Raw genomic sequence first — 11,818 nt, forward strand, 5'->3', positions numbered from 1 at the left:
CGCAGCCATGTTTTCACGCCAGCAAGGCGTACCCGAAGGGAACAGGGAGACTGACCTGCGTGAATCACCACGGTGAGGGAGATAGGTCACATCCTGGGGGAGATTGGATCACGGAACGGCCCGGAATCCCGATGGCGCGGGACTCCGGGCCGCGGCCTCACCAACCGTGCCGCTTCGGCTACTTTGCGGCATCGCGGCAGTGGTCGACCGAGTCGGTCAGCTGAGGCGCTCGATGACCATGGCCATGCCCTGGCCGCCGCCGACGCACATCGTCTCCAGGCCGAACTGCTTGTCGTGGAACTGGAGGGAGTTGATGAGCGTGGCGGTGATGCGGGCGCCGGTCATGCCGAACGGGTGGCCGACGGCGATCGCGCCGCCGTTGACGTTCAGCTTCTCCAGCGGGAGGCCGAGTTCCCGGTAGGAAGGGATGACCTGCGCGGCGAACGCCTCATTGATCTCGGCCAGGTCGATGTCGTCGATGGTGAGACCGGCGCGGCGCAGCGCCTGCCGGGACGCCTCGACCGGGCCGAGGCCCATGATCTCGGGGGAGAGGCCGGAGACGCCGGTGGAGACGATCCGGGCGAGCGGGGTCAGGCCCAGCTCGCGGGCCTTGGTGTCGCTCATGACGACGAGCGCGGCGGCGCCGTCGTTGAGCGGGCAGCAGTTTCCGGCGGTGACCAGGCCGTCGGGGCGGAACACGGGCTTGAGGCCCGAGACGCCCTCCAGGGTGACGCCGGCGCGCGGGCCGTCGTCCTTGGTGACGACCGTGCCGTCGGGCAGCGTCACCGGGGTGATCTCGCGCTCCCAGAAGCCGTTCTTGAGGGCTTCCTCGGCCAGGTTCTGCGAGCGGACGCCGAACTCGTCCATGTCCTGGCGGGTGACGCCCTTCAGCCGTGCCAGGTTCTCGGCGGTCTGGCCCATCGCGATGTAGGCGTCCGGGACGAGGCCGTCCTCGCGCGGGTCGTGCCAGGTGGTGTCCTCCTGCTCCGCGACGGCGGCGGTACGGGCCTCGGCCTCGGCGAAGAACGGGTTGCGGGTGTCGGGCAGGCTGTCGGAGTTGCCCTTCGTGAACCGGGAGACCGTCTCGACGCCGGCCGAGATGAAGACGTCGCCCTCGCCGGCCTTGATGGCGTGCAGCGCCATGCGGGAGGTCTGCAGGGAGGACGAGCAGTAACGCGTGATGGTGCAGCCGGGGAGGTGGTCCATCCCCATCTGCACGGCGACGACGCGGCCGAGGTTGTTGCCCTGCTCGCCGCCGGGGAGGCCGCAGCCGAGCATCAGGTCGTCGATGTCCCTGGGGTCCAGCTCGGGGACCTTGGTGAGAGCGGCCTGGATGATCGAGGCGGTCAGGTCGTCCGGGCGCAGATCCTTGAGGGAGCCCTTGAAGGCGCGGCCGATGGGGGAACGGGCGGCAGAGACGATCACGGCTTCGGGCATTACGGCTCCTGAGGGAAGGGGCGGCGCGTAGCGCCTCGTTGAGGGGTGGTGGTCGGGCGACGAGGAGGGCGTGCCGGGTGGTCGGGCAGGGCTGCTTGGGAAGCTACCCGGACGTAGTGGCGGGGTCACGGGGCGCGCGGTGTGACACTGGCCGCATCTTACTAAGCGCTTGCTTGGCTCTGGGGCTCCCCGGACTCCGCGGCCTGCGGCTCCGGCTCCCGCAACCGGCGGCGCTTCCGGCGCTTGAGGAGGGCCCAGGGGCCCCTCGGGCCCGTGGGCATGGCCGCGGTGACCTCGGTGCCCGCCTCCGAGGCGGCCTCGGCCGCGGCTCGGGCGACGGGGAGGAAGCCCTCGCGGCGCGCGGCGTCGGGGCGCTCGTCCTGGGCCGGCCACAGGCCGAGGGCGGCGCAGACCGTCGGCAGGACGGCCATGGCCGCCGTGGCGTACCCCTCGACGGAGGGGTGGTAGCTGTCGGGGCCGAAGAGCTCACGGGGGTTCGCGGCGAACTCGGGGCCGAGCAGGTCGCCCAGCGACACCGTGCGCCCGCCCTGCTCGACCGTGCCGATCGTCTGGGCCGCCGCCAGTTGCCGGGAGGCCCGCCGGGCCAGCCAGCGCAGGGGCTGCTGGACCGGTTCGAGCGTGCCCAGGTCGGGGCAGGTACCCACGACGACCTCCGCACCCGCCGTACGCAGCCGGCGCACCGCCGCGGACAGGTGGCGGACGGAGAGGGCGGGCGACATGCGGTGCGTGACGTCGTTCGCGCCGACCATGATCACGCAGATGTCGGGCACCCGCGACGGATCCGCGAGCGCCCGCGTCACCTGTCGGTCCAGATCGTCGGAGCGGGCGCCGGGCACCGCCACCGTGCTCAGCCCCACCGGCCGCTCCGCGACCGCCGCGACCCCCGATGCCAGCAGCGCGCCCGGGGTCTGGCCGGCCCGGTGCACGCCCTGGCCGGCGGCCGTGGAGTCGCCCAGCATCGTCAGGCGCAGCGCCGGTTGGCCGGGCACCGTGTAGGCGGCACCGTACAGTCCGTCCGCGGTCGGTGCGTGGGGGCTCCTGCCGTTGCCCACGCGGCGTCGCGCCAGCCGGGCCTCGGCCAGCAGCAGCCCGACGCCGGCCGCGCCGGCCAGGCCGATGCCGCCTCCGCCGTACGCGGCGCCGGCCGCGATCCGCCGGGCCACCCTCGCCCTCGACATCCTCGTCATGCCTCGCCGCCACCTCCTCCGAGCCGTACAGCAGTACGGCCCGCAGCCGCACAGTAGTACGGCTTCACAGCCGGACGTACGGCCTCACAGCCGTACACCCAGTGCTTGCCCCGTACGGACCGTGATCCAATCTTCGCGCTGAGTGAACGACCCGGGAGGGGTGGGGCCGGGGGCCGGGTTCGGGGACAGGGTCTGGAGCAGGCTCTACGCTGGCATCACTACGTCAACCACACCTTTTGCAGCATCCGGAGACAACGGTGCAATTCCACGACTCGATGATCAGCCTCGTCGGCAACACCCCGCTCGTGAGGCTCAACCACGTCACCCACGGCATCGGGGCGACCGTCCTGGCCAAGGTGGAGTACTTCAACCCCGGCGGGTCGGTGAAGGACCGCATCGCCCTGCGCATGATCGAGGCGGCGGAGAAGAGCGGAGAGCTGCAGCCGGGCGGCACCATCGTCGAGCCGACCAGTGGCAACACCGGCGTCGGCCTGGCCATCGTGGCCCAGCAGAAGGGGTACAAGTGCATCTTCGTGTGCCCCGACAAGGTCTCCCTGGACAAGATCAACGTGCTGCGGGCGTACGGGGCCGAAGTGGTCGTCTGCCCGACCGCGGTGGACCCCGAGCACCCCGACTCGTACTACAACGTCTCCGACCGGCTGGTCCGTGAGACGCCGGGAGCCTGGAAGCCGGACCAGTACTCCAACCCCAACAACCCGCTCAGCCACTACGAGTCCACCGGCCCGGAGCTGTGGGAGCAGACCGGGGGGAAGATCACCCACTTCGTGGCCGGGGTCGGGACCGGCGGCACCATCTCCGGGACCGGGCGCTACCTCAAGGACGTCAGCGACGGCCGTGTCCAGGTCGTCGGCGCCGACCCCGAGGGCTCCGTCTACTCCGGTGGCTCCGGGCGGCCCTACCTGGTGGAGGGTGTCGGCGAGGACTTCTGGCCGACCGCTTACGACCGGACCGTCGCGGACGAGATCGTCCCCGTGTCCGACAAGGACTCCTTCCAGATGACCCGGCGCCTCGCCAAGGAGGAGGGCCTGCTCGTCGGCGGATCGTGCGGCATGGCCGTGGTCGCGGCACTGCGGGTGGCCGAGCGGCTCAGTGAGGACGACGTCGTGGTGGTGCTGCTCCCGGACAGCGGGCGCGGCTACCTCAGCAAGATCTTCAACGACGAGTGGATGGCCGACTACGGCTTCCTCGAGGACACCGGCCCCAGCGCGCGCGTCAGCGCCGTCCTCGACCACAAGGAGGGCGGTCACATGCCGTCCCTCGTGCACATGCACCCCGAGGAGACGGTGGGGCAGGCCATCGAGGTGCTGCGCGAGTACGGCGTTTCGCAGATGCCGGTCGTCAAGCCGGGTGCCGGCCACCCGGACGTGATGGCCGCCGAGGTCGTCGGCTCGGTGGTGGAACGGGAACTGCTGGACGCGCTGTTCAGCAAGACCGCCTCGCTCGGCGACCCGCTGGAGAAGCACATGTCCGCCCCGCTGCCGCAGGTCGGTTCCGGTGAGCCGGTCGCGGACCTGATGGCCGTGCTGGGCAAGGCCGACGCGGCGATCGTCCTGGTCGAGGGCAAGCCGACCGGTGTCGTCAGCCGCCAGGACCTGCTCTCCTTCCTCGCCAAGGACGGGAAGTGACCGGCGGGAAGTGACGGACGGCCGACGTCCGCCGACGGCGGGTGAACCGGCCGTGACTGCCGGGAGCCGAGCCGTGACGTGATCTTCGTGGACTTCGCGGAAGTGGTACGCGGGTGTCACGTACGCGCAGCACTCGCTTCACACCGGTCCGGCAGACTGGTCGTCGTCGGCGGGCGGGGGTACCTCACAGGCGTTCAGCACGGGGGGAGGCACCCCTTTCCCGGCCGGCAGGGAACGGCGTCACAGGACCTCCGGAGCGGCTCCCGGACCTCCATGGACGCCAGGCGCGCGGCCCGGCCCGACCGGCCCGCGTCACTACGCGGGGACCACCGTCGTCCCGCCCCCGGCAACGGGGGCGCGGTGGTCCCCGCGTTGATCCCGTTCAGCCTCCCGCGCCCGGTCCTCCGCGTTCAGCCCTTGCGCTCAGTCCTCCCAGTCGTCGTCCTGCCGCTGCTGCCTGCGGCGGCCGAACAGGCCCGGGTTGATGCGGGACGCCTGGACGACGTTCACGCCGACGATGCCCAGCCAGGCGACCAGCAGGCCGGGCAGATGGGCCACGCCGCCGCCGATGGCGGACAGCGGCACCGCCAGGACCAGGGAGACGATCCCGAAGCCGAAGCGCTCACCCCAGGTGTCCGTGGCCCTCGGCGACCGGGAGTCCCGGGCCACCGTCATCTGCTGCTCGGCGAGCTGCCGGCGCACCCGGCGCTCCACCGCGCCGTCGATACGCTGGTCGACCTTCTCCAGGAACGAGTCGACCAGCGCGGATTCGTACTCGTCGCCCAGCTCCCTGCGGGCCTGCAGGGTGGCGTTGAGTTCCTTCTTCAGGTCGGCGTCCCGCGCGTCCATTCCGCTCATACGGACCACGGTAGGCAGCCCGGCCGCCCATGGCACTGGGGACAGCCCCCTTGTCGGCCGGGGGCCTGCCCGGTCCCGGTCGTGCGCGCCCCGTGCTCGCCTGTATAACGGCATGCAGGAAGCATGGTGGGTGAATAGGCCGGGTGGACGGCCGTGTGATCAGCGTTGTGTGGTCAGCGCCGTGTGATCAGTGCCAGGTGATCAGGTCGAGGGGGAGCCGCGTCATGAGCGTCACCGAGGGGCCTGCCGCGCGCCTGCAGGCGCTGTTCGAGGGACACCGGTTGACGCCGACACAGCGGCGCATCGCGCACAGCATGGTGCGGCGCGCCGCCGATGTGCCGTTCCTGTCCAGCGTGGAACTGGCCGAGCTGGCCGGGGTCAGCCAGCCCTCCGTGACCCGGTTCGCGGTCGCCCTCGGCTTCGACGGCTATCCCGCCCTGCGGCGGCATCTGCGAGAGGTCGTACCCTCCGGACCGCCGACGCCGGACGCCGGGTCGTACAACGAGTACCAGCAGGCCGTCGAGGCCGAGATCGAGAACCTGCGGCACCTGGCCGAAGTACTCGCCGATCCGGAGCCCGTGCGGCGGGCGGGGCGGATCCTCGCGGGCAGCCGGCCGCTGCCCGTGCTCGGGCTGCGCGCGGCGGCGGCACAGGCCCACGGCTTCGCCTACTTCGCCGCCAAGGTCCACCCCGACGTACGGCTGCTCAACGAGGGCGGCTCCATGCTCCACGACCGCGTCGACGCCGCCGCCGCGGCCGGCGCCGGGGCCCTGCTCTGCTTCGCGCTCCCCCGGCACCCCCGGGAGGTCGTCGACGCCCTCACCCATGCCAGGGAGACGGGGCTGACCGTCGTCACCGTTGCCGACTCCGCCTTCGCGCCGGTCGCCAAGGTCTCCGACCTGCTGCTGCCCGCCGCCGTCGGCACCGGGCTCGCCTTCGACACGGCGTGCGCGCCGATGCTGCTGGGCCGGGTGCTGCTGGAGGCGATGTGCGACGACCTGCCCGACGCCCAGGCCCGTCTGGAGGAGTTCGACACGAAGGCGGCGACGCGCGGCCTGTTCGTGGAGTGACGCCGGGACCCGGGCCCGGGACCCGGAGCGGCGGGGCGAGGCGGCGTTCGTTGCCGGGTATCTCAGATTTCTCTCACCTCGAGTCACTAATCTGCGCCCCGGACCCTACGGACGCTCCACTGAAGTGGGACGGGAGGCTGGACGTGATGCGCGCAGGAAGCGGAGGACAGGGACTGGCTCGGGTGGCCGTGGTCGTACGGGCCGGGGCCGCGCCGCTGTGGTGGCTGGGGGTGTTCGCGGCGGGCATCGGCGCGCTGGTGCCGGGACCGGCCGGCCGCCGGATCGGTGTGACGGCCGGGGCCGCGCTGTTCCTGGTGGCCCTCGCCGTGGTGGCGTACGTACGGCGCGGGCGGTACCGCGAGCTGGCCCGGCCGGCGGTGCGGGCGGGCCGGCACGACGTGCTCCAGGACCGGGCGGTCAGTATGCGCACCTGGCGCCGCCGGCACCGCTGGTGGCTGCTGCTCGCCTTCCTCGCCGCCCTGGGAAGCGCGTTCGCGGTCCCCGTGGCGGGCGGTCTGCTGCTCGCCGGGTGCGGTGTGGGCCTGTGGCTGAAGGCGTCCTGGATCGGCCGCCTGGAGCAGGCCGGCGGGATCCTGCTGTGGGTCCGCGTCGACTGGCTGAGCGGCGGTGCGGGCAGCCCGGCCGGCAAGACGGTCAAGGGCTACCGCACCACCGGCATCGCGGCGGGCGACGCGACCCCGGGCGGTGCCCGCCGCCGGGCCTCGGCCCTGACCTGACCCGGCCCGGCCCGCATCGGGCCGGGCGGGATCAGACAGGGCCGATCGGTCACGGGATCAGGGCGTCGGCGTGGGCGCCGCCCGCTTCGGCCACGATCTCCTCGGTGGTCTGAGCCGGTCGCACCAGCGCGAAGGTGACCCCGTCGCCCGCGCCGTCGGTGCCGCCCGCGCCGTTCGTGCCGCCCGGGTGGTTTGCGCGGTCCACGTGGTGTGCGGTGAAGCCGTGGACGGCCGGGCGGGGGAGCGAGTTGTACCCGTAGTGGTGGGCGAAGGCGTACGCGCCGGTGTCCAGCGCGGCCACGTAGTCGTCCTGCTCCAGCAGCGGCAGCGGGATTTCGCGGGCGAGCAGGTCGCCCGCGAAACAGGCCGGTCCCGCCACGTCCTGCACCACCGCCGGTCCCCCCTTGGGCCGCCCCTCGGCGTCGTACGCGGCGATCCTGAGCGGCCACGCGGCCGGCGTGTGCACCGTGCGCGTCGCGACCTGCACGCCCGCGTGCGTCACCGCGACGGCCCGTCCGCCGGCGCTCTTGGCGTACTCCACGCGGGCGACGATCGTGCCGTGCTTCGCCAGCAGCGACCGCCCGAACTCGGTGACCAGCCCGTACCGCCCGTCGAACAGTCCGGGCACCGTCTCCTTCAGCAGCCGCGCGTACCGGGTGTAGGTCGGGCCGGCCGTGTCGGAGGTGAAGTCGACCGGCAGCCCGCCACCGATGTCGACGGTGTCGACCTGCTGCCGCCCCGCGCGCCGGTTGATCTCCTCGGCCAGCGCGTACGACTCCGCCACACCCCTCGCCATCAGGGGCAGGGCGATGCCCTGGGAGCCGGTGTGCGTGTGCAGCCGGGTCAGCCACGGCCGGTCGAGGTACGCCCGTACGACCCATTCCCACGCTCCCTCGTCGCGCAGCGCCACACCGAACTTCGAGGTCGCCGTGGCGGTGGACAACGCCTCGATGGTGCCCCCGCCGACCTGCGGGTTCACCCGGATGCCGAGGGGGGAGCGGAGACCGGCCGACCGCGCCAGGGAGTCGGCCATCAGGGCGTCGATACGCGCCAACTCCTGCGGATTGTCCGCGTTGACGGCGATGCCCAGCGCCAGCGCCTCCCGCAGCTCGGCCGGTGTCTTGGCGGGCGAGTCCAGCACCGTCCGCCCCGGCGGCACCCCCGCCGCCCGCGCCAGCGCCAGCTCGCCGCGACTGGCGACCTCGGCCCCGATGCCCTCCGTGTGCAGCAGCCGCAGCACCGGCACCAGCGGGGTCGCCTTCACCGCGAAGGCGTGCAGTACGGGGGTGCCGGACGGTGTCACCGCCGCGAAGGCCTCCCGCAACCGGGCCGCCGACTCCCGGATGCCCGTGACGTCGAGCAGCGCCACCAGGGGATGGCCGGGGCCGAGCAGCCCCTGCGCCACGGCGGCCCGCACCGCCGCGTCCCGCCGGGCCGCCCGCCTCGCTCCCGCCGCCCGCCCGTCGTCCTCGCCGTGACCCGTGTCCCGCGTCCCGCCGTCGTCTCCCATTTCAGTTCCCATGCCCATGCTTATGTCCCGTGCCCGTGCCCGTACCCATGGGGGCGCCCATGCCTCCGGCCGAGCGCCGTCCGGTTCCCCGCGCCGACACGACCGCACGCATTGACTAGCCTTATTCAGGCTGCGAAGGTGTGAATATCTGCAGTAAGCGCGGGAGCTCGCCACCAGGAGGCAGACCATGTCAGGACCCCGCCCGCCCGTTTCCCCCCACCGGACCCCCACCGGGCCCGCCGCGCCGTCCCGCGGCCCCGTCCGCGCCCCGCGCGGCACGGACCTGAGCGCCCTGGGCTGGCCCCAGGAGGCCGCCCTGCGCATGCTGCAGAACAACCTCGACCCGGAGGTCGCCGAGCACCCCGACCAGCTCGTCGTCTACGGAGGCACCGGCAAGGCGGCCCGCGACTGGCGCTCCTTCGACGCCATGGTCCGCACCCTGAGGACCCTCAAGCAGGACGAGACGATGCTCGTCCAGTCCGGCCGTCCCGTCGGTGTCATGCAGACCCACGAATGGGCCCCGCGTGTCCTCATCGCCAACTCCAACCTCGTCGGCGACTGGGCCAACTGGGAGGAGTTCCGCCGCCTGGAGGCCCTCGGCCTGACCATGTACGGACAGATGACCGCCGGCTCCTGGATCTACATCGGCACCCAGGGCATCCTCCAGGGCACCTACGAGACGTTCGCCGCCGTCGCCGCGAAGAAGTTCGGCGGCACCCTCGCCGGGACCATCACCCTGACCGCGGGACTCGGCGGCATGGGCGGCGCCCAGCCGCTCGCCGTCACCATGAACGACGGCGTCGCGATCTGCGTCGACTGCGACCCGCGCGCCATCGACCGCCGCATCGAGCACCGCTACCTGGACGTCCGGGCCGACTCCCTCGACCACGCCCTCCGCCTGGCCACCGAGGCCCGTGACGCCCGCCGCCCGCTGTCCATCGGCGTCCTCGGCAACGCCGCCGACGTGGTCCCGCGGCTGCTCGCCATGGGTGCCCCCGTCGACATCGTCACGGACCAGACCTCCGCCCACGACCCGCTGGCCTACCTGCCCGCCACCATCGCCTTCGAGGACATGGCCGACGCCGCCGCCAAGGACCCGGCCGGCTTCACCGCCCGCGCCCGCGAGTCCATGGCCCGGCACGTCGAGGCGATGGTCGGCTTCATGGATGCCGGAGCCGAGGTCTTCGACTACGGCAACTCCCTCCGCGGCGAGGCCCGACTCGCCGGATACGACCGGGCCTTCGCCTTCCCCGGCTTCGTGCCCGCGTACATCCGCCCGCTGTTCTGCGAGGGCAGGGGCCCCTTCCGCTGGGCCGCCCTGTCCGGCGACCCCGCCGACATCGCGAAGACCGACCGGGCCGTCCTCGACCTCTTCCCCGAGGCCGAGTCCCCGCAGAACGCGTCCCTCGCCCGCTGGATGCGCCTGGCCGGGGAACGGGTCCGCTTCCAGGGCCTGCCCGCACGCATCTGCTGGCTCGGATACGGCGAGCGGGACAAGGCCGGTGAGCGGTTCAACGACATGGTCGCCTCCGGGGAACTGTCGGCCCCCGTCGTCATCGGCCGCGACCACCTCGACTGCGGATCCGTGGCCTCCCCGTACCGCGAGACCGAGGGCATGCTCGACGGGTCCGACGCGATCGCCGACTGGCCGCTGCTCAACGCCATGGTGAACGTGGCGTCCGGGGCCTCCTGGGTGTCCGTCCACCACGGCGGCGGCGTCGGCATGGGCCGCTCCCTGCACGCGGGCCAGGTGACGGTCGCCGACGGCACCAGGCTCGCCGGCGAGAAGATCCGGCGGGTCCTGACCAACGACCCCGGGATGGGCGTCATCCGCCACGTGGACGCCGGCTACGACCGCGCGGACTCGGTCGCGTCGGAGCGTGGCGTACGGGTACCGATGCGTGAGGGGCCTGAGGGGCCTGAGGGGCCTGAGGGTGAGGACGCGTGACCGGGCCCTCCACACCCCCCACTTTCCAGGCGATGTGGCGTGACCTGCTCCCTCTCGGCCGCCACCCCCGCTCCGGCGGCTACCGGCGTTACGCCTGGACCGGCGCCGACGCCGAATGCCGGGCCTGGTTCGCCGCGCAGGCCGGACTGCGGGGACTGCGGCTCGACGTGGACCGGAACGGGAACCAGTGGGCCTGGCTCGGGGACCCCGCCGACGGGGACGCCGTCGTCACCGGGTCCCATCTGGACTCCGTGCCGGACGGTGGAGCGTTCGACGGCCCCCTCGGAGTGGTCTCCGCCTTCGCCGCCCTCGACGAACTGCGTCGCAGAGGAACGCCGCTCGGCCGTCCCCTCGGCATCGTCAACTTCGGTGACGAGGAGGGCGCCCGCTTCGGGCTCGCCTGCGTCGGATCGCGACTCACCGCCGGACAGCTCACCCGCGCCCAGGCGCACCGCCTCACCGACGGCGACGGGATCACCCTGCCCCGGGCGATGGAGGCCGCCGGACACGACCCCGACGCCCTCGGCGCCGACCCCGAACGGCTCGCCCGCATCGGCGCCTTCGTCGAACTGCACGTCGAACAGGGCCGTGCCCTCGACCTGTCCGGCGACCGGGTCGGCATCGCCAGTGCCATCTGGCCGCACGGCCGCTGGCGGTTCGACTTCCGCGGCGAGGCCAACCACGCGGGCACCACCCGTCTCGCCGACCGCCGCGACCCCATGCTGCCGTATGCCGAGACCGTCCTCGCCGCCCGCCGCGAGGCCGAACTCGCCGGTGCCCTCGCCACCTTCGGCAAGATCGCCGTCGAGCCGAACGGCGTCAACGCCATCCCCTCCCTGGTGCGCGGCTGGCTCGACTCACGCGCCGCCGACCGGACAAGCCTGGACACCGTGGTCGCCGCGGTGGAGAAGGCGGCCCGCGACCACGCCGCCGCCCACGGCGTGGACCTGGACGTGGTCCGTGAGTCCCACACACCCGTCGTCGACTTCGACCACGCCCTGCGCGACGAACTCGCCCGCATCCTGCGCCGGGACAGAGACCACAGCCCGGCCCCGAGCCGGATCCCCGTCCTCGGCACGGGGGCCGGACACGACGCCGGGATCCTCTCCGCGAGCATTCCGACCGCCATGCTGTTCGTGCGCAACCCCACGGGCGTCTCGCACTCCCCGGCCGAGTACGCGGCCGAGGACGACTGCCTGGCCGGGGTGACCGCACTCGCCGACGTACTGGAGGGACTGGTGTACAGGTGACACAGGACAGCGGCACCCCGGCCGGCACAACGACCGGCCGGGCCGGCACAGCCCCCACGACCACCGCGCCCCCGGCGCCCACCGGGCGGACGTTCTGGCTGGAGCACGCCTGGCTCGGCGACCGGGTCGAGCCGGGCGTGACCGTGGCCGTCGG

10 protein-coding genes are annotated in these 11,818 nt (G+C 73.0%); 6 read left to right on the top strand and 4 right to left on the bottom strand.

All coding sequences use genetic code 11. The features are described 5' to 3' along the window. Positions 1-216: 216 nt before the first annotated feature. Both ACFP2V_RS16745 and ACFP2V_RS16750 read right to left on the bottom strand, forming a co-directional pair. Entirely contained in the window at positions 217-1,437 is a 1,221-nt protein-coding gene (locus tag ACFP2V_RS16745) for an acetyl-CoA C-acetyltransferase (protein ID WP_381212274.1), read from the bottom strand. A 161-nt stretch (positions 1,438-1,598) separates the two neighbouring features. Beyond that, the gene (locus ACFP2V_RS16750; protein WP_381212277.1) at positions 1,599-2,645 is read right to left on the bottom strand and encodes an SGNH/GDSL hydrolase family protein; all 1,047 of its coding nucleotides are present in this window, start codon (positions 2,643-2,645) and stop codon (positions 1,599-1,601) included. A 257-nt stretch (positions 2,646-2,902) separates the two neighbouring features. Here ACFP2V_RS16750 and ACFP2V_RS16755 point away from each other — a divergent pair, with 257 nt between their 5' ends. Continuing rightward, the gene (locus ACFP2V_RS16755) at positions 2,903-4,291 is read left to right on the top strand and encodes a cystathionine beta-synthase (RefSeq protein WP_381212280.1); all 1,389 of its coding nucleotides are present in this window, start codon (positions 2,903-2,905) and stop codon (positions 4,289-4,291) included. A 423-nt stretch (positions 4,292-4,714) separates the two neighbouring features. On the opposite strand, the gene ACFP2V_RS16760 is transcribed toward ACFP2V_RS16755, so the two are convergent. Continuing rightward, positions 4,715-5,140, bottom strand: a complete 426-nt coding sequence (locus ACFP2V_RS16760) for a hypothetical protein (RefSeq protein ID WP_381212427.1) — start codon at positions 5,138-5,140, stop codon at positions 4,715-4,717. A gap of 233 nt (positions 5,141-5,373) precedes the next feature. Here ACFP2V_RS16760 and ACFP2V_RS16765 point away from each other — a divergent pair, with 233 nt between their 5' ends. Together ACFP2V_RS16765 and ACFP2V_RS16770 are read left to right on the top strand one after the other, a co-directional pair. Next, positions 5,374-6,219 carry a MurR/RpiR family transcriptional regulator gene (locus ACFP2V_RS16765; RefSeq protein ID WP_381212283.1) on the top strand — a complete coding sequence of 282 codons (846 nt, stop codon included), beginning with the start codon at positions 5,374-5,376 and terminating at the stop codon, positions 6,217-6,219. A gap of 146 nt (positions 6,220-6,365) precedes the next feature. After that, on the top strand, positions 6,366-6,956 hold the full coding sequence (locus ACFP2V_RS16770; RefSeq protein WP_381212287.1) for a hypothetical protein: 591 nt from the start codon (positions 6,366-6,368) through the stop codon (positions 6,954-6,956). Between the two features lie 49 nt (positions 6,957-7,005). Here ACFP2V_RS16770 and ACFP2V_RS16775 read toward each other — a convergent pair whose 3' ends face one another. Beyond that, positions 7,006-8,484 (bottom strand): type III PLP-dependent enzyme domain-containing protein, encoded by a 1,479-nt coding sequence (locus ACFP2V_RS16775; RefSeq protein WP_381212290.1) that lies wholly within the window; start codon positions 8,482-8,484, stop codon positions 7,006-7,008. A gap of 169 nt (positions 8,485-8,653) precedes the next feature. Here ACFP2V_RS16775 and hutU point away from each other — a divergent pair, with 169 nt between their 5' ends. The 3 genes from hutU to ACFP2V_RS38650 all read left to right on the top strand — a co-directional run. After that, the gene (gene hutU / locus ACFP2V_RS16780; protein ID WP_381212292.1) at positions 8,654-10,414 is read left to right on the top strand and encodes a urocanate hydratase; all 1,761 of its coding nucleotides are present in this window, start codon (positions 8,654-8,656) and stop codon (positions 10,412-10,414) included. Between the two features lie 32 nt (positions 10,415-10,446). Continuing rightward, a complete protein-coding gene (locus tag ACFP2V_RS16785; RefSeq protein ID WP_381212430.1) occupies positions 10,447-11,664 on the top strand; it encodes an allantoate amidohydrolase in 1,218 nt (405 codons plus the stop codon). Continuing rightward, positions 11,661-11,818 (top strand): hypothetical protein (locus ACFP2V_RS38650; RefSeq protein WP_417801231.1); only part of this gene is annotated, 158 nt, incomplete at its 3' end. The genes ACFP2V_RS16785 and ACFP2V_RS38650, both read left to right, overlap by 4 nt.

The organism is Streptomyces incanus, assembly GCF_042656345.1.
GTDB classification, from domain to species: Bacteria; Actinomycetota; Actinomycetes; order Streptomycetales; family Streptomycetaceae; genus Streptomyces; species Streptomyces incanus.